At 52.9% G+C, this 18,423-nt stretch carries 18 protein-coding genes; 5 read left to right on the top strand and 13 right to left on the bottom strand.

Going from position 1 to position 18,423, the window contains the following annotated elements; translation table 11 throughout:
* Positions 1-29 precede the first annotated feature (29 nt).
* Genes FHT67_RS00150 through FHT67_RS00140 form a run of 3 tightly spaced genes read left to right on the top strand, consistent with a single transcriptional unit; the run spans position 30 to position 2,234 of the window.
* The gene (locus FHT67_RS00150) at positions 30-422 is read left to right on the top strand and encodes a hypothetical protein (protein WP_132303026.1); all 393 of its coding nucleotides are present in this window, start codon (positions 30-32) and stop codon (positions 420-422) included.
* Positions 423-425: 3 nt separating this feature from the next.
* The gene (locus tag FHT67_RS00145; RefSeq protein WP_167194611.1) at positions 426-1,847 is read left to right on the top strand and encodes a hypothetical protein; all 1,422 of its coding nucleotides are present in this window, start codon (positions 426-428) and stop codon (positions 1,845-1,847) included.
* A 3-nt stretch (positions 1,848-1,850) separates the two neighbouring features.
* Positions 1,851-2,234, top strand: coding sequence for a hypothetical protein (locus FHT67_RS00140; protein WP_167194608.1), 384 nt, complete (start codon positions 1,851-1,853; stop codon positions 2,232-2,234).
* Positions 2,235-2,339: 105 nt separating this feature from the next.
* On the opposite strand, the gene FHT67_RS00135 is transcribed toward FHT67_RS00140, so the two are convergent.
* From FHT67_RS00135 to FHT67_RS00090, 10 genes are all read right to left on the bottom strand, one after another.
* Complete coding sequence (locus FHT67_RS00135; protein WP_132305151.1) at positions 2,340-2,678, bottom strand: DUF1801 domain-containing protein; 339 nt, start codon at positions 2,676-2,678, stop codon at positions 2,340-2,342.
* A gap of 47 nt (positions 2,679-2,725) precedes the next feature.
* Positions 2,726-3,865 (bottom strand): toxic anion resistance protein, encoded by a 1,140-nt coding sequence (locus FHT67_RS00130; RefSeq protein WP_132303023.1) that lies wholly within the window; start codon positions 3,863-3,865, stop codon positions 2,726-2,728.
* Between the two features lie 21 nt (positions 3,866-3,886).
* Positions 3,887-5,575 carry a vWA domain-containing protein gene (locus tag FHT67_RS00125; RefSeq protein WP_167194605.1) on the bottom strand — a complete coding sequence of 563 codons (1,689 nt, stop codon included), beginning with the start codon at positions 5,573-5,575 and terminating at the stop codon, positions 3,887-3,889.
* Positions 5,576-5,587: 12 nt separating this feature from the next.
* A complete protein-coding gene (locus FHT67_RS00120) occupies positions 5,588-6,319 on the bottom strand; it encodes a hypothetical protein (protein ID WP_165930538.1) in 732 nt (243 codons plus the stop codon).
* 308 nt (positions 6,320-6,627) lie between these two features.
* A complete protein-coding gene (locus FHT67_RS00115) occupies positions 6,628-6,873 on the bottom strand; it encodes a DUF7667 family protein (RefSeq protein ID WP_207918076.1) in 246 nt (81 codons plus the stop codon).
* 110 nt (positions 6,874-6,983) lie between these two features.
* The gene (locus FHT67_RS00110) at positions 6,984-8,474 is read right to left on the bottom strand and encodes a CehA/McbA family metallohydrolase (protein WP_132303020.1); all 1,491 of its coding nucleotides are present in this window, start codon (positions 8,472-8,474) and stop codon (positions 6,984-6,986) included.
* Between the two features lie 11 nt (positions 8,475-8,485).
* Positions 8,486-9,355 (bottom strand): carbohydrate ABC transporter permease, encoded by an 870-nt coding sequence (locus FHT67_RS00105; RefSeq protein WP_132303019.1) that lies wholly within the window; start codon positions 9,353-9,355, stop codon positions 8,486-8,488.
* A 5-nt stretch (positions 9,356-9,360) separates the two neighbouring features.
* A complete protein-coding gene (locus FHT67_RS00100; RefSeq protein ID WP_167194602.1) occupies positions 9,361-10,236 on the bottom strand; it encodes an ABC transporter permease subunit in 876 nt (291 codons plus the stop codon).
* A gap of 112 nt (positions 10,237-10,348) precedes the next feature.
* Entirely contained in the window at positions 10,349-11,803 is a 1,455-nt protein-coding gene (locus FHT67_RS00095; RefSeq protein ID WP_132303017.1) for an extracellular solute-binding protein, read from the bottom strand.
* A gap of 53 nt (positions 11,804-11,856) precedes the next feature.
* On the bottom strand, positions 11,857-12,885 hold the full coding sequence (locus tag FHT67_RS00090) for a LacI family DNA-binding transcriptional regulator (RefSeq protein ID WP_347880076.1): 1,029 nt from the start codon (positions 12,883-12,885) through the stop codon (positions 11,857-11,859).
* A gap of 403 nt (positions 12,886-13,288) precedes the next feature.
* Between FHT67_RS00090 and FHT67_RS00085 the strand changes: the two genes are divergently transcribed.
* Positions 13,289-14,437, top strand: a complete 1,149-nt coding sequence (locus FHT67_RS00085; RefSeq protein ID WP_167194599.1) for a family 8 glycosyl hydrolase — start codon at positions 13,289-13,291, stop codon at positions 14,435-14,437.
* 276 nt (positions 14,438-14,713) lie between these two features.
* On the opposite strand, the gene FHT67_RS00080 is transcribed toward FHT67_RS00085, so the two are convergent.
* Together FHT67_RS00080 and FHT67_RS00075 are read right to left on the bottom strand one after the other, a co-directional pair.
* Entirely contained in the window at positions 14,714-15,559 is an 846-nt protein-coding gene (locus FHT67_RS00080; protein ID WP_132303014.1) for an NAD-dependent epimerase/dehydratase family protein, read from the bottom strand.
* 28 nt (positions 15,560-15,587) lie between these two features.
* Entirely contained in the window at positions 15,588-16,811 is a 1,224-nt protein-coding gene (locus FHT67_RS00075; RefSeq protein WP_132303013.1) for an enolase C-terminal domain-like protein, read from the bottom strand.
* A gap of 112 nt (positions 16,812-16,923) precedes the next feature.
* Here FHT67_RS00075 and FHT67_RS30455 point away from each other — a divergent pair, with 112 nt between their 5' ends.
* Positions 16,924-17,103 carry a fibronectin type III-like domain-contianing protein gene (locus FHT67_RS30455; protein ID WP_347880048.1) on the top strand — a complete coding sequence of 60 codons (180 nt, stop codon included), beginning with the start codon at positions 16,924-16,926 and terminating at the stop codon, positions 17,101-17,103.
* A gap of 203 nt (positions 17,104-17,306) precedes the next feature.
* Here FHT67_RS30455 and FHT67_RS00070 read toward each other — a convergent pair whose 3' ends face one another.
* A complete protein-coding gene (locus FHT67_RS00070; RefSeq protein ID WP_167194596.1) occupies positions 17,307-18,275 on the bottom strand; it encodes a Gfo/Idh/MocA family protein in 969 nt (322 codons plus the stop codon).
* Positions 18,276-18,423: the final 148 nt, after the last annotated feature.

Genomic DNA, 18,423 nt, shown 5'->3' with positions numbered 1-18,423 from the left:
TTCAACGCAGTCGATAGGAGAGAGAAAAAGTGAAAGAATCAAAGCAACGAAAAACGGGCGAGGTCGCCGCCATTCTGCTTTCGGTATGGCTTGGCATCGCAGCGACAACTCTCAGCCACTTATGGAGCTATTACAATCCGCTGCAGGCTAATCCCATTTTGCTCAAGATGGGTTCCTGGATCCCTTCTTGGTGGGCCATTGGCCCTTACACCGGCAAGGAAACGGCGGGACTCGTCGTCTGGCTCTGCACATGGACAATACTGCATTGGACGCTCGGACGGAAAGAGGTCAATCTAAAGCCTTGGACAATCGGATTTCTGATTGCTTTTATTGCCAATCTGATTATTCTCTGGCCGACCGTTTACCATACGATCCTGTGGTGGCCCACCCTGCCGAATACATTGCCGGGGGGAGAGGGTTAAACTATGGCTTTCTTATACAAATTTAAGCTGTCATTATCGCTGCTTGTGCTGATTGGTATTCTGTTGGGATCATTCTCTTGGACAAAAGTGCCAATGGAAGGTTTCAAGTCAAACGCAGCTTCCCCAACCTCGTTCCGGTTTGGGTATTTCAGCCAGCAGGAAGGGGATTTCGGGGAGTGGATCAAGCAATTCCGGGACATTTCGTTTTTTGCCGCGTCGAATCAATTGCTGCAGAAGCATCCGGAAGCACAGTCGTTTCAGCTTTACCCGATCTATGACGGTTCCGCAACGGAACAGAGCTTTAGCCAGGCTTATCCGCATGTGCCTAAAGAGACGCTCTCGGGTTATGGGAAATCGGTCTACTCGATTACGCAAGGAACCGCAAGACTCTTCTTCCTCAATGCCGATCGTTTACAAGATGCGGGAGACGGACAATTGGAATGGATCCGCAAGACGATCAATGGCAACAAGCAAACGTTCGCTTTTGCCTGGCTGAGCGAAGATCCGAAGCTTCCCGAGGTCTGGAAAACGTTCAGGGAAGCAGGAATAAGCGCGGTATTCATCCGCAATTCCGTCTACGTGCTTGATTTAGCCGTCACTCAAGCGCCTTCCCAATATCAATCTTCCGAATACGAGAACTGGAAAGTATGGGACTTGACCAAGCTGAAGGATACGCCTGTCGTTACCGTTCTGGAGGCGCACGGTAACGCGCTGACCGTGAAAGCGGAGAAAGAACAGGGACAGGTCCTGGATCAGCTTGAATTGAATGCCGACAATCTGGCTTCGTGGGATCTTTCGACCTTACAGGAGAAACAGGACATCTCCCTCGTGGGCATTCAATCCTTGTGGCACTATCATGCGGGTGACGATTCAATCAAATCCGCTTTACCGGAAGGAGTGGACTTGGTGGGAGAAGGTCCGATTATTGAGACCTCCCACACGGACCCGGTTCCCTTGCCGGCATACGATTGGCGCAGTCCGGAATACGACGATTCCGGATGGAAGACCGGCAGGGCTCCTTTGGGCTACACGAATAACAAAGAGCGGCAGTCTTATATTCAAACCGGTCTGGTGGCCGGCTTGACTCCTACCTATTATTTCCGCAAGTCGTTTGATTTGAAAAATGATCCGAAGACATTGTCGGGGTTATTTTTGCATATCGCCTATGAGGACGGATACGTTGTTTATCTCAACGGCCAGGAAGTCTCTCGGGACGCCATTCTGACCGGGGTTCTAACCGATTCCTCTCTCGCAATTGCGAATGAATTTACTTTCTATCGCAGAATTGATCTAAAAGCCCATTTGAACAAGCTTGTAAAGGGGACTAATGTCATTGCCGTAGAGGTACACCGCGGCCATCCCGGGGCGCCCAATTTGTTGTTTGACCTCGACCTGTCTGTCGAAACCAAGGGGGAGGAACGTTAGATCATGCGGACAAACCTGCAGACCAGCATTAGAAAACGAGCAAGGAGCGGCATTACGTCATGCATGGTAATCGTTTTACTTGTCTTGATGCTGACAGGATGTGTCCAAGCTCCAAAAAGCTCGATTCCGATTGCCGACATTACCTTTACGAACAACCATCTGATTGTGCAAAACGAAACCGGATTCGTATGGTTTAATGCAAAAATCACGATTGATCACAAATTCACTTATGTCGCGCCGATGATGACTGCCGGCAAATCAAGCGTCCCGCTAGCAAGCTTTCTTGACGATCAGGGTCATAGTTACAAGCGCGGGCGGTGGAGCATCCGCAATCTGACGATTGATGTGACCGACACGTTAGGCGCTAAAAGGCATCTTAGTTGGTAAGTTCGGAAAAATTGCAACCTAATAACGGAATAACGCAAAAAAGCTGTTGAGAACCCTCAACAGCTTTTATTTTCGTTCAACCCTCACGTAAAATCTGAAATTGGGCTACAATGTTCTGGAGGCTTGTTCCAGAAGGCTGGCCAGGAGACCGTAATCGGGTGTATCCTCTTTACGGATTTTTAGCCACTTCCTTTCGTCCGGTCCTTCGAATCCTATTGGAAATGCAAGGCCGGAAGCATTCATGATCATAAACGCAATGGCATCTTTTGAAGGCGATATCACTGCCGCATAATGTCCATTTTTCAAGAAATGAGGCTTCTTGTATTGAATACGTTCCTCGGCTTCCGGAATAACCCGATGTACCATCTGGCGTAATTGGTTGCTGAACTCGATTTGCCATGGTTGACTAAGATTCTCGATAAATGCGGAAACTTCCTGATTCATCATTTTTGCCGCTCCTTTCACTTTTTCATGGAATCCAATTCTTTTGCTTACAGCCCCAATGCATTCCCCTTCTCAAGCCGCAAAATATGCTTCTCGCCATCGTCGGCCAATGCCCTGAACTGGTTGATGGTTTCCCTCATTTTCGGAAGCGCCTGCTGTTTGTACGAGCTGATCGAATCAAACGCGGACAGCACGTCCGCAAACGCTTGCTTCAACGTATCGACCGAGACCGTGGCTTCAATGGCTTGCTGTTGAATGGCGACTCCTTGGTCCTTAAGCATCCGGGAAGTGCCGGCGATAAGGTTCGTCGTGGTTTGATTCAACAGCTCGATTTTCTTGAGAACGATGCCTTGATTATACAAGGCGCTCGCCACCGTAACGGCTATTTTCAAGGCAGAGATCGTGACCGTCTTCGCCCGGTCTACGCCGCGAATGAGCTCCTTGTTATTGCGGATGACGACCTCGTACGCCAAGATTCCCTGCTGGTTAACGACCAGCATTTGCTGCAAATCCATGACGCGCTGGCGCATCGGGAACAGGATTTCCTCCGTTATGAACCGAATCCTCTCCGAGTCTTCGCCGCGGCTTTTGGCTGCTTCGATTTGGGCTTCGATGGATTCGTCCATAAGCATCCCAAGCTGAATTTCCTTCTTGAGCGTTTTGGTTAGCTTTCGGATTTCATGCTGTTCGAGCTCCAGCGTCGTGTTGTCGTTTCTGAGCATGGCACCGCCTTTATCCAGCGACACCACAATATCGGCAATCACAGCATCGGCCTTCTCAAACTTGAGGAAGTACGCACGCAGCGGATTAAATAGTTTTCCGAGAAATCCCTTCTTGGCGAAGTCGATCATGCTTGGATCCAGATCCTTCAGCTGCGTATGCAATTCGGCCAGTCCCTTCGCAACCGGGCCGCCCTCATCGCCCGATTTCGCAAGATTGCCAACCGATACCTGCAGCAGGGTGTTTTTGTCGGAAGAGCGTTGCATGGTGTTCAGACCGTAGGCGTCGATTGATCGAAGAATCTCTTTGCGCTGTTCCAGGGACTCGACATCCATCGCCATAATCATCTCGACGTTCGAATCCGCTTCTTCCTTCAGCTTTGCCTCTTCCTCCGGTAATGGCCGTATGGTAGGCTCGATCTCCGCCTTCAGCTCCTCCGGACTGGATACGTTCATCGAAAATGCCATTGAAATCCCTCCTCGAATGAGTTACATTTGCACATTGAATAGATTGCCGATCTTGTAGACAACATCGTCCGTATCCGCGTTAATGCTGGCTGCTTCGTTGATGCTGGAAATATTCTGAAGCGCTTGAATATTAGCGTTGTAGCCAATCGTGTAGATCGGAATCTTATACGTCTCGATTAATCCCTTAATATCCTTCAGCGTATAGCCCTGGTTCGTCTCGCCGTCGCTTAGGACGAAGATGACGGGTTTGGTGTTGGGGTCGACCGCCAATTGATCCTCGAGCAGCTTCAGCGCTACGACGATGCCGTCGAAGGTAGCCGTCCCGCCACCGGACTGCAGACTATTGACCGCTCCGACGAATAAGGATTGCTGATTCGTGTCGTACTTGGCGATCGGCAGCTTGATGGTGACGCCGTCCGAATACGAGACGAGACCGATGCTGTTGTCCCTGCCCAGGTATTTCTGTCCCTTTAAAAGCGACTCCTTCAAACGATTGAGCGGCTCGCCGTCCATACTGCCGGAAACGTCGGTGACGAAAACCGCAGTGATCGGCTTGCTGCCGTTCTTCTTCTCTTTCCATACTTTTTGCGCCGATATAAGCAGGTCGCCATCCACGGGGGCAAGCTCCGTCTTGTAGGTTTCAAGTCCGTTAAATCCTTTTTCCTGCGCGGTCTTCATGTACTTGTCTTGCGTAACGAACTCGGCAAACTTCTTGAGAATATCCAGCTTCTCCTGCGGCAGATCGCCCAACGCGTAGAGCGGACTATCGTGTCTGAAGCCAAACGGCGTAAATACGTAACCGTTCTTCAGCTCCGCGGCATTGACGTACGTCTGGTATTCAAGCACGAATCCGTCCAGGGCGCCTGACTTGGCCGCATCACGCATCTGAATGGTCGTGGAGGCGATAAACGGCACATTGGACTGGAACTTTTCGAACTCTTGCACCGCTTTATCGCTCAACAAATCAGTACTATCGAAGGTATGAAGTGCTGTTACTAAAAAATTCAAGCCCGTGGAGCTTGCGAAGGGATCGGTATACCCCATGGAGAGCTCGTTATTGGAGATAGCTTCCGTGACGGATTGAATATTGACGGAGCCGTACTTGTCGATCATGGCATCGTACTTCGCTTTGGCGATGACGATTCCGGGAACATTGCCGACTAAACGTTTGGTCACGAGCTGCGTGTTAACCCCGCTTGCCTTAACCATTTCGCCCCATAGTTCATTGGAAGGAGTGAATGCATCCGGGACGTACTTGCCGGATTTGATATAGTCCGTGGCCGTGCCCGATGCGATATTGCGAATTTTGACCGACACGGGCTTTCCGTTCACGGTTATATTCGCCTTGTTAAATTCGGTCGCGACGTCCGTCAGCCATCCGTCGACGCCCGTTCCCGACTTTTCCGTGGACGAGAAAATTTCGACGAAATTGTCGTTCGCATTGTTCACCGTGACGGGAAACTTGCTGATGTCCGGCAAGGACGAAGCGACATCGACGGGATCCAGGTCGATTTGGCCCTTCACTGGCGTTTCGGCAGCGGGAGATATCGCTTTGTACAGCTTGTTCAGCCGATCCCCCGCATTCTCAGCCGTCACCTCCGCTTTCGATTTGCCGAGATTGGAGGTCAAGGTTACCCCGGCATATACAAGCCCGAAAACGACAACCAGAAGAACAGCGGATATCCATAAAAACGAACTCTTTTTTTGCATCCAGGCCACCTCTTAATTCTTGTAGTATTGGGTTTGTTTGATCAACGTGTCGATTTCCCGCATGCAAGGCATGCTGTCGATGTCGCCCGGCTCCAAACTATCCAAACGGGAGATCTCCAGCATGAGCTGATCCAGCTTCAACAAGATTTCCTCGTTTGTGCCGAGCGACTGCTTGGTGAAGGAAAGGTATTCGCCATACACGTTTTTTCTGGCTTGCAATAGCTCCGGCGGCAATGGCGACGGTTTCCGGCCCGAAACGCTTTCGAACTCCGACGCGTCGAACGTAAGCAGCCGATTGAGGATGCTCCTGACATTCAAGTAGAAGAGCTTCTCCACTTCGTGGATGACGGAAGCAAACTTCTTATAGCTTAGTTCGGCGGGATCGAAACGCTGCTTCAACACCTCGAGCAGCGTGCTCCTTTTCTTCTGCAGGCGTTCCAATTGGCGCAAAGCCAAACCGATATCCTCTTCTAAAACTTTAATGCGCCGGAAGCGAGATAATGCCTCGACATAATCGTCATGCGTCTTTATCTCCTTCACCGGCAGAACTGCCGGGGCTTTAAATAGGAATCGGTAACACCCATAAGTGAGTGTAATGGCGCTTGCGACGAGAAAAGTCACGCCAATTGCCGAAGAAAGCGCATTGCGGCCAATCTCTATCCCAATAAAACCGCGGGAGAAAACGACGATATTCAACGCTATGACACCAAGTGTCAAACCAAGCAGCTTTATGTATTTAGTCACGCCTAATCGAACACTCCCCTGCAGGAAAATTTTTCTCGACTCCTTATCATTGTACAACAATGTTAAATCCTGGGGCGAAAAATTTATGGATAGGAGTATAAAATCTAGAAAGTTCGCTTAACGTTTACAAATTAATGAATATCCGTTATGGGGCAATACGGGCGTGCGGCGGCTGACGTTTCCTTTTTCGAGACGATCCTTAGAAATACGCTGAAGAATAGGACCTGCTATCACGGCTTCTGGCAAAAATAAAAAGCCGCAGATTATGCGACTTCCGTTGTAAGGATATTTTGTCGTCCACGCGATCATTACGAAGAACGAGGCGGCTGGCCGATCAGCTTCTCCCGTCTTAAGCTAATCTCTTGCTGCCATGCGGCATCTCCGGCCATGGACGCGGCTAGTGATAAATTATGCAAATGGGCGATTTGTCTAATATGCTTAGCATTGACCGACAGGCAGTGCTCGAAGTCCGCTTGTTCTTCCTTGGTCAGATCCCTGCTCCCTCGAATGATCCACAGCTCAGCAAGCCGCTCATGTATCGGCAGAATGGTCATACTTTGCCCCTCCTCTATCGTCCCTTACCTTTATTGTCAGTATGACCAAAAAAGAGAGCTTCAAAGCCTTGCCTTGGTAACATAAATGCCGCAAGGGACGCTTAGGCCCGCTAGCACCCCTTGGCTTGTTCCATGTATATCGGATTCGTCAGACAGGTCACTGCCGACTGCTTCAGCCCCTCTACGTGACGTCGTGCCTCCAGCCGGTAAAACAACCGGTCGGTCGAGCCTTGGAATTCCAGACGAACCTGACCGTTCGCCGCTTCGACTGCAGGCACGGCGCCGCCTGCTAATACAGCCGCATTCGGCTCCCAAGGAGCATAAGCCGCATTGTCAGGTGCATCGAATTCGAGAATTGCGGCCATTTCCCTCCCTGCGTTCCAGCCGACGACTTCCGCCGCGCCGGATTCGCATTCCCTTGCATCTTCGACGGAAGCCGGCAAATCGTTTATTATGTCCCATACCGCTTCAATGCCACGGTCAGACCATAAAGCCAAGCGGTCACCCTTGGCGCCGCAGACATGAATGGCCAGTGGAAGAGAGTCCTTCCCATCAATATCCTTCCACGGGATGATCTCTCCGATGCCGTACTCGCCGGCGGTAAGATCCAGACAGGTTTCATCAGGGTCGAACTGCAACACGACGCGGCCCTGACGGATGCCCGCTAGCAAGCCGCTCACCGTATCGGTTTCTGCCCAGACAGATGCCGTCGGACGACCGTGTTTCACGAATCGTTCCTGCCGATGGGTGTCGCTGCCTCCGAGGGCGATTACGCGGCGACCCTGGGCAAGCTGTCCTTGCCACCATGCAAGCGCGCGCTCGTTCAGCCCCCGCCACGGGCCATTCCACACCTCGATTGCATCATACGGGAGGTCAAAACCAAGCTCCCATGGACAAGATGGGCAGAACGGATGATTAAGCGAAACGAAGCCTCCCCGCTCACGCGCTTCGCGGAGTACCTCTTCCGCCTGCTCCGGTGTCGTTACGCGAAAATCCTTCAGCGCGTCCGTCACACCCAGGACGTTCGCATGCCCAAAATAGCTCGTCAGCTCTACGCCGGGAACGAGAAGCAGCTCTTCGTCCGGAACACGCGCCTCATGATTCTGCGAGGACGTATTGTGATCCGTCAGCGCCATGAATTCCAGACCGGCGGCCTTGCAAGATTCCTTCGCCTGCCCAATCGTGTAGCTCCCGTCGCTATGCACGCTGTGCATATGGAGGTCTCCTTTCATCCAGCGGCCGTGGGGTCTTGTCAGCTCCACTTCAATGATCACCTCAACGCCGCCTTCGGGAACTTTGTAAGCACCGAGCAGCACCGCCCACCCGCCCTCGACGATCGGCTCCGCCAGATAGCCCGGGGTCGCCTTCTCCGTGCCAACGAAGAACGCTTCGCGGGCTCCTCCGCTCCAGCCGACGATGCGGTTCGGCGAACGCAGGCCGATATCGACGACCGCTCCGCCGTCTTCTCCGCGTTCGTAGCGGTAGGCGATATCCATACGCTCCACTGCTCCTTCCACTGCGAACGGAACCTCCAAATAAGAACGCTGCTCGGCTTTGTCGATCCATCTGTACAGCACGAGCCGCTGTTTATTCATCTCCATCCTACTTCCTCCTATTCTTTGCTTGCGCCGAGCAGGATACCCTTCATGAAATACTTCTGCACGAACGGATACACCGCGAGCAGCGGAAGGATGCTGATGACGATACCCGCCATCCGCACGTTTGTCGTAACCATATAGGTGCCGGAGTTGCTGCTCGTATCGATGATCATCGCCTTCAGCGCGACCTGAAGCGTGTACTTCATGGAATCGTTAATGAACATAACCGGCGCGGTAAACATATTCCACCGTCCGACGAACTCGAACAGCGTCACGGTCGCGAGGCCCGCAGCCGCAAGGCGCATGTACATCGTCAGAAAGATGCGGAACTCGCCTGCGCCGTCGATCTTGGCCGATTCCGACATCTCGTAAGGGACGTTCAGGAAGAAGCTCCGCATGAGCAGAATCGAGAAGCCGGACACGAGACCCGACAGCACTAGCGAGCTCAGCGTGTTAATCAGATGCAGGTCTTTGTTCACTACATAGAGCGGTATCATAATCGCTTCCTGGGGCAGCATCATCGTAATCAGAATGAACGTCAGCATCGCTTTCCTGCCCGGAAGACGCGGATAGATGAACACATAGCCGGCCAAGCTGGACAGCAGCACGTGCAGCACGGTGCCGGTCAGGGTCACGATGATGCTGTTCATGAGAGGACGCCAGATATCAAGGCTTTTCCATACGATGGCGTAGCCCTCCGCGCTGAACGGCTGCGGCCACAGCACGATTTCCGGCTTCATGGAAGCAATGCCCGATGAGAAGGACAAAGCCAGTACGTTAATAAACGGGATAATCATGGTCAGCATCAGCGCGAATAGGAACAAGACGTTTAGAATGTCGAACACTTTATTCTTCCACCCGAGCCGTTCGAATCGATCGGACATAGTCATTACACCTCATCAAATCGCGTGATTCGCCGTACGACGAGTGTCATCGCGAGCGTTAATAGCAGAACGAAGAAGCTGGCAGCAGCCGCGGGTCCAAGCTGGATTTCGAGAATGCCCTTCTGGAACGTGTACATCATCAGCACGTCCACTTTCGCGGCGATCGTAGGGTTGCGCAGAATGAATACTTCGTCAAAGATCCGCAGGATGCCAAGCGTATTCAGAAGGAAGACGACTTTCATCGTATTGCTGAGCTGCGGAATCGTAACGTAGATTAATTGCTTCCAGCGCGTCGCGCCGTCCATGCGCGCCGCTTCGTAGAGCGAAGGATTGATCGACACGATCCCCGCCAGAAACAGGATGCAGGTGTAGCCCATCTCCTTCCATGTGGCAAGGAGGATCAAGATCCAACGCGCCCATCCGGAGTCCGCCATGAAATTAATCGGCTTCATGTGGAATACATGGACAAGAATCATATTAATGATTCCGCTGTCTGGCGAAAGCATGAAAATCCAGATCCCTCCGACCACGACCCACGAAAGCAGATGCGGCACGTACAGAATCATTTGCGCTGCCTTCTTGAACCAGGTCCTGAGCACTTCGTTGAGCGAAAGAGCGATCACGAGGGGCGCGGCGAAGCTGAAGCAGAGAATGCCTCCTCCAATAACGAGCGTGTTGACGACCGCTTCCCAGAACAACGAGTCATGCAGCACCGCGGAGTAGTTCTCGAAACCAACGTAAGGTCTGTAGCCCATCAGCTTATAATCCTGAAAGCTGGTCTGAAGCCCTTTCACGAGCGGATAATAGGCAAATACAAGAAAATAGGCGATTACCGGCACCATCATGACATAGAGAGCGCTGTATTTCTTTAATAATCTCATCCTTTTATTCACGTCCTTGTCTGGTAAAGGAAACCATTATCGGGATGAAAAGCAGGCAAGCAGGGGATCCATGCTCCCCTGCCTGCTTGTATTCCATGCATAAGGATCGGCTTTACTCGTCGATGAGTTTCTTCCCAAGCAGTTCATCGTGCATCTTCTTTACGGCTTCCGCAGCGTCCATTTGACCGCTCATCGCTTTGAGCGCGTAGTTCTTAACGATCTTTTCCGCGTCGGGCCAGCCCGGAAGCGACAATTCAAGCGTCGCGTCCTTGTTCACGAGATCTTGCGCTTCTTGCACCCCCGGCAGCTTGCCGAACGGATATTTCACGTTTTGGTTGTACCAGAACGGCACCCCGTGATCCATGTTATGCTCGGTGCCGGTCGGCGTCAGCTTATAGGCATTGCCATCCTTGGTGTAATCCTCGTTCTCGATGCCTAGGCTTCCGAGCATAATGCCAGGCTCCGTGTGCCAGAACTCCAGGAACTTCTTCGCGGCCTCCGGATGCTCGGCATTAGCCGGAATAATCCAGAAATCCGGATCTCCGCGCCGCATCAGGACGGTGCCGTCCGCACCGGGGATGCTCGCTAGCCCTTCCGCGTTAAACGTTGTATTCGGATCCTCTTGTTTGCGCGTGTTGTTGAACATGCCGACCCAAGCATCCCAATAGGTGACCATGCCGACGCGGTCGGTGAGGAACAGATTGCGCATTTTGCCCGTGTCGTTCGTTACGAAGTTAGGATCCATAATGCCTTCCTTCACAAGCTTGGCGAACCATTCGTAAATCGGAATGGCAGCTTCCGTCGCGTACGGGATCGTACGCTTGCCGTCCTTCATGACGTAATGCGCCTTAACGCCGGCGGCGCTCATGAAGGGTTGTATATCGTAAATGTCAGCCGTGCTAAGGCCGTACGTATCATTTTTGCCATTGCCGTCAGGATCCTTTTCTTTAAACGCTTTGAGCACGTTGTAATAATCATCCAGCGTCTTTGGCTCCTTCAGCCCAAGCTTGTCCAGCCAATCCTTGCGCACGATCGGCATCGTACCGCCTTGGAATTTGTTGAACACCGCGACAATCCTGCCATCCTTGTCCTTTAGCTGCTCCCATTCACTAGTAGGAACGACCGTCGGATCGGAGAGAACTTTGGATCCGGTGACGAAATCCGTCAGGTCCGTGACGACGCCTTGGTCTACGAAGGTAGCCAGCTTGCCGAGGTCGCTGAGCTCGATGAGATCGTATTTCTCGCCGGAGCCGAGTGCCGTCAGCACCTTCTGATCGTAATCGCTCGCCGGCTTCTCGATGGTAGTGTCCATGCCTGTCAGTCGAGTGATTTCCGCTGCGAACTTCGCGGTCTCCTCCGGTGTTTTGCCGCCGACGTTACCGTCGAGGATGCGCAGCTTCATGTCCGCTGCCGGCGCATTGGCCTGGGCGTTCGCGCCATTACCGGTTTGTGCATTCGCGGCCTCTGTATTGGCGGCGTTGTTCGTTCCGTTCTCCGAACCGCAGCCGGACAACAGCAGCGTTCCGAGAGCGGCAACCGTCGATAGGGTTAACATTACTTTTTTCATGGGTAGATTACCTCCTAAATGGACGAGCGAGATGGTCTTCCGAATCCGAGTGATTAAGCATTTTCGCGAGCTCCGGGCGCAGCGCAGGAGCCTCGAATCGTGAGTTCCGTCGGAACAAGCACCCTTTTGGGGTTCTTCTGTTCTGCGTTCAGCTGCTCGAGCAGGAGTCGCAGCGCTTCAATGCCAAGCTGGTCGGCATGGAGCCGAACACCAGTAAGAGGCGGAGAGAGTTCCGGCGAGAGTACGGTATCGTCACTGAAGGCAAATACCGACAACTGCTCCGGAATGCGCAGCCCGAGCTGCTCCGCGGCCTTATATACGCCAAGCGCCATCATGTCCGTATCGGCGATGACCGCCGTAATTTCCGGCGAATCCGTCAACATGGCAATGGCAGCCTCGTAGCCGAAAGCATGCGCGGACTCTCCTTTAAGAGGCTTGTGCAGGATCAGCCCAGGCTTGAACGCCAGGCCGGCATGCTTGAACGCATCCTTGTATCCCGCGCTGCGATCCTCCGATACGGTTCTCGAAGCCGGTGCATTCAGAAACAAAATTTCCTTATGCCCCAGCCCGATCAAATAGCTAGTGACCTGTGCGGCCATGCCGACATTGTCGTTATCGACATAGCTTACCTGCGCCTCGAATGGCTGGGGCGGACGCCCGATGATGACAATGGGCATGCCGCTTCGAAGCCGTTCCTCAATCCTAACGTCCGATTCGATAGGGTCCAGTAGGATTTCGCCGTCCACCGGATCCGAAGATATATTCTCCACTTGACTGAGGTAGGCGGGCGGCAGCGCATTAACCAGCAGGCGGTAGCCATTCTCGTAACAGATACGCAGAACGCCGTTTAGCAAAGAATGGTGAAACTGACCGAATTCAAGCGATTCGCCCCTGATATTTAATCCGAGTATCCGCGTGGAGCGGTTCACGAGACTTCTCGCCCAATAATTGGGTTTGTAGTTCAGTAATTTAGCCACAGCAAGAACACGCTCGGTGACCTCTTTACTGATTGGACGCTTCTTGCTAAAGACGCTTGAAACCGTCCCTTTGGAAACTCCTGATGCCTTCGCAACGTCATCAATGGTTGCCAGAATCGTTCATCCTCACTTTCTTCCGAGATACCGGACACCTCGTTAAGCTTAAACCGGTTTTGTAAAATCTATTTCAAAGTGATAATTAGTTATTGTAAAAACCGATATTTCGTCACAAAGTCACATCTATTCGCAGAAATTCAGGCTGAACTTCAGGAATTTAGGAAGAAAGCAGCATTAAACCGGTTTAATAAACCTTGTTTCACCATCGTTAGACCTAAGCAAGCTGCACCCTCGTTTCACGCAACTCAACAGACGTCCATCCATATATTTACAGAAATTTTTCTTCTTCCATCAGCAGTAATCTATATTTTTTATTGAAAACGCTTTAATTTGTATAGTTCCAGCTGTGCTAAGATGGGTTTATACACCACGAAACGGAGGTTTTGCTACAATGACGGCTTTGGAAAAAGGAGCTTATTATAACGGGGAATACCGGAATGTGTTCAAGGAACTGGGCTATACCGAGGCAGCTATACAAGAGAAGCTGGAAACCGCGTGGTCGGATCTGCTAAACGGAGACCCCGATGTCCGAATCTATTATCCGATGGGGGAAGACAAGGGCTATTTTCTCGATACCGGCAATGAGGATGCCCGTTCCGAGGGCATGTCCTACGGCATGATGATGGCCGTCCAGATGAATGATAAGGAAACGTTCGACCGGCTTTGGAACTTCTCGGTCACTTATATGCAGCATACAGAGGGGCGCTACAAAGACTATTTCGCCTGGCACTGCAAAACGGACGGGACACGATTGTCGCAAGGGCCTGCCCCCGACGGCGAGGAGTTTTTTGCCTTGGCGCTGTTCTTTGCCGCCAACCGCTGGGGTGATGGACCGGAGCCTTACAATTACTCGGAGCAGGCTAAACGGATTCTGCGGGCTTGCGTCCATCAGGGTGAAGACGGCAATGGCGGCAGTCCGATGTGGGAGCCTTCAAACAAGCTGATCAAGTTTGTGCCGGAGTCGCCGTTTAGCGATCCGTCCTACCATCTCCCTCATTTCTACGAATTGTTCGCCTTATGGGCCGACGAAGAGGACAGACCCTTCTGGAGAGAAGCCGCGGCCGCAAGCCGGACTTACCTGCATACGGCCTGTCATCCCGAAACGGGTTTGTCGCCCGAATACGCGAACTATGACGGGACGCCGGCCGAGGTACAGCGTCATGGAGACTTCCGTCATTTCTACAGCGATGCTTACCGCGTAGCAGCCAATATCGGACTCGATTGGGCATGGTTCCGGCAGGATCCTTGGCAGGTAGAGCAGTCGAACCGGATACAGGCGTTTTTCCGTCCCATTGAAGTTGCCGATTACAGACGTTATACCATTGACGGACAACCTTTCGATGAACCGGCGCTTCATCCTATCGGATTGCTTGCGACCAATGCCATGGCTTCACTGGCTGCGGATGGCCCGGATGCCGCGCATTTTGTTGAGCAGTTCTGGAACACCCCGCTTCGCACCGGCGTGCGCCGTTATTACGATAACTGCCTTTATTTCTTCAGCTTGCTGGCGCTTAGCGGCAATTACCGGATTTATAAATAAAAATCAGGGGCACCCGGCTGCAACGAGATTCGCTCGCCGTTACGCCCTTCTGTTCTCTAACAGCATATTTTTAGCGCGAAAGGGGTACCCCATAAGTCATGAAAATGACAGTGGGATACCCCTTTTTATCTGGGCTAAACAGCAAACTACGCATTTAAATGCTCTTCCGACCGCCATTGCTCAGGGATTCCTTTGAATCAACAAGGTAAGGCTGGAATCCCTTCACAAATAAAATGCTCCGTCTGCCTATCCTTGACCCGTTCATGAAATGCTCATTTATCCGTCAGCACCTTCGTCCGCCCAGGAATGCCGCGGCTTCCAGCCGAGCACTCTCTCGGCTTCCTTGTTGCTGACGATAGCCGTCCGGTCCGGGAACGGATCGCGGAGATCTTTTACATCGGGATAAAACCGCTCGATTAACTCCGCGGTAGGCCGGTCGCTCAGCGTATCGCTGCTTGTAATGTTGAGGCAGATTGCCCCTCTGTCTTCGACTTTCAGCGAAGCGATGCAGGCGCTGACGGCATCCCGGATGTCGATGTAGCTCCAGAAAATATTTTTAAACGCCTCCGGCCTGCTAATGGCAAGATGCTTGTAATCCTCGGGCTTCGTAATCATGGAGAAGCGGAGCGAGACGACCTGCATGCCGCTGCGGCGGTCGAACATCGCGGCCGTCAGCTCGTTTACGATCTTCGATAAGCCGTAGCATTCCTGCGGCTGCTGCGGATGCTCCTCGTCCACCGGAAGATAATCCGGCGAGAACGGTATAGGTGCCCAGGCAAAGCCGTAGGAGGATTCGCTGGAGCCAACAACAACCTTGCGGATGTTAAGCAGCGAAGCCGCTTCCAGTATATTGTAGCAAGACACTACATTATTAGAGAAAATATACGGATACGGGTAACCAAGCGGAGCCGGAATCGCCGCCAGATGAATGACCGCATCGGCCCCATGGAGCGCGGAGACGACTTGTCCGAAATCGTTCAGGTCCACCTTGATTTGCCGGCACCTAAGCTCATTGGAGCGCTGTGTATCCAGCGATGTGACATTGAAGCCTTCTTGCTGAAGCTCCTTGATCAGCGCCGAGCCCAGCTTGCCGCTGCCTCCCGTTACTGCAATTGTTTTCATATGATCAAACACTCCTATTGTTTGAAAGTTATGGCCGCACCAGCGTACCGTCCGCCTTGCGGTCCAGTTGATAAGGATTGAAATAGACCGATTTGCTCCAGCCTTCTCCCAGCAGCTGCTGGGCCTTCAGTTCGTCGAGCTCAATGCCGAGACCTGGCTTTTGCGACGGATACAAATAGCCGCCTTTTCGCTCGATATGCCCCTCGAAGGCATCCTTTTCTTCCGGCTTGAAATGATTCACTTCCTGAATGCCGAAGTTCCAGATCGCCATATCGAGGTGAACGGCCGCCGCCTGATTGACGGGATCGTTCTCCCCGCCTTCCTGCCAGGCCGTACGGACGCCAAAAGCTTCGGCTAAAGCGGCGATTTTGCGGCAGGCGCTTATGCCTCCCGCCTTGGATACGCGCACGCGGATAAAGTCGATCAGCTGCTCCTTGATCAGCTGCGTCCACTCCTGCGGATTCGCGAACAGCTCGCCAACGGCCTGAGGGGTAGCGCATTGCTGCCGCAAGTGGCGGTACCAGCCGATCTGCTCCGGCGCGATGGCATCCTCGAGGAAAAACAAGCTGTAAGGCTCTACCCGCTTCGCTAGCTGAATCGCATTCACCGGCGTGAGATGCTCATGCACGTCATGGGTGAATTGGACGCCCATGCCAAATTCATTCCGCAGCTGTTCGAACATATGCGGGATCGCATGCAAGTATGACTGCTCGTCAAACACCGGGCCGCTGCCCCATGCCTGCTGCGGAATATTCGCCTTATCCCGGTCAATAAACCCTCCGCCTCCGTAGCCGCCCATCTGAACCCGGATGACGGTGTAGCCTTCTTCCATAAACCGGTGCACATCCTCTTTCAGCTCGGCGATATCCTTGCCGCCGGCATGACCGTAACAAGGAACCGCGGCTCGGCAAGCCCCGCCAAGCAGCTGGTAGACGGGAAGCCCCGCTTCCTTTCCTTTTATATCCCACAGCGCCATGTCGATCCCGCCGATTGCGGTATGCAGCAAAGCGCCGTTTCTCCAGTAGCCGCTCATATACATCGTCTGCCACAAATCTTCTATATTGGCGGCATCCTTGCCGATTAATAGAGGGGCAAGCAATTGCTCGATAATTTGCACGACCGCTTCCGGATTATAGACATCGGATGCGGAGCCAAGCCCGTACAGCCCATCCTGGTCCGTCGTCACCTTCACAATGGTCCAGGTCCCGTTTTTGCGGGTGCGAATACCTGTGATTCCCGTTATTTTTGCCATTCGATTACCCTCCTCTTGTCGTGCTCCCTCCCATTCTAGTCCTGTTTAGGCGTGCTCAAAATGAGGCATCTTTAAACTTTCTGTCGCATTCTTGGCTTCTTTCGCTTGAGCTATGCGGCATTTCAAGCGAATCCGCCTGCAAGCCGGAAAAACCGCAACCGTCGGGTTTACGCTGACCCCTCGCGATCTCCGCGTCCTCGGCCGACGACCTGCAGTGGATCGTCGAGCCCGGCACCTTCCGTGCTCTGATCGGCCCAAGCTCCGGCAACATCGCCCTTGCGGCAGAGTTTGAGGTGAAGCAAAGCGAACGAGAGTGAGCCGGTTAGGGCTGCTAAACGGAATTAACAGCCCCTAACTTCTCTCGGCTGGCTTCCCCCTCGGACCGGGGACCGCTGCTAGGCGGTTTTCAGCCTTACGGCGCACGGATGCAAGGAGAGCCAGCCCCGCAAACACAAAAACAAAGGGTTGCCCCCAAGACGGAGGCAACCCTTTCTGCTATCTTTTCAGCGGGTCGTAGCCCGCGGCTTGGTAGATCATTTCGCTCAGGCGCACGACCTTGAGGGCGAACTCGCCAGGGACAAGCACTTCGTGGAGGCCGAGAATGGCGTCTACGAAGCTTTTATCCTGGTTCGTGGTTTGTTCCGGAAGCTCCGGTACGATCGGCTCCTCGTTTATGCGGCGAAGCGTGATTTTACCGTTATCGTAGTAGATGCCGCCATTGTCCCCGCAGAACGCAAATGTCTCGTTCCAACCCGGGGCGTAGCCCGTAAAGCTCAAGCCCGCAAGAGCTCCTTCCGCAAAGCGGATGGAAGTGAAGCTGTCGATCTCAACGGGCGCTCCATGATTCTGAAGCTGGGACTTTACTTCCACCGGCGTCATTCCGGTCGTCCATAGCAGCACGTCGATAATATGGCTGCCGGAGTCCATCAGGAATCCGCCGCCGGAGAGCGAAGGAACCTGCCTCCATGTGCCTTCCGTAAGCTGATACCACTCTTGGCTGAGTGAAGCGGTTACAGAGGTCAGCCTGCCGATCTCCCCGCTTGCAATCGCATCCCGAATGTACAGGAATTCCGGTTGAAAATGCCGCTGATACGATACCTGCATCACTTTCCCCGACTCTTCCGCCTTCTGAATAAGCTGCTCGGCTTCCGCCGACGAGCAAGTCATCGGCTTCTCGATTAGCACATGCAGTCCTCTGTCCAGCGCATCGCAGGCTTGCCTGAAATGCAGCGTGTGCGGAGAACATATCACTACCGCATCAAGCTCGCTTTGCTCCAGCATATCCTCGTAAGCTGAGAACTGCCGGGCATCCCGCAAGCCAAACTTTTCAGCAAAAGCAACGCGGTTGCCCTCGCTGGTATCCGACAGCGCGGTAATCTGAACCTCCGGGAGCTCCAGCAGCTGTCTGGCATGCCAGCCGGCTATGCCTCCCGTTCCGATAAACCCGATCCGAATGTTGCTCATCCATATAGCCTCCCAACATGATTAGCCATTCCAGTGTCTGCATTACATTAAAGATTAAAGCATTACTTGTCCTAGCTTATTGGTGCAAAGGCATGTTTAGTACGCTAATAATACGCCAAAAAAGAACCGGATTCCTGCATGGAATCCG

It is taken from the genome of Paenibacillus sp. BK720 (assembly GCF_011761545.1).
Taxonomy (GTDB): Bacteria; Bacillota; Bacilli; order Paenibacillales; family Paenibacillaceae; genus Pristimantibacillus.
This window is presented reverse-complemented; position numbering and strand designations above follow the sequence as displayed.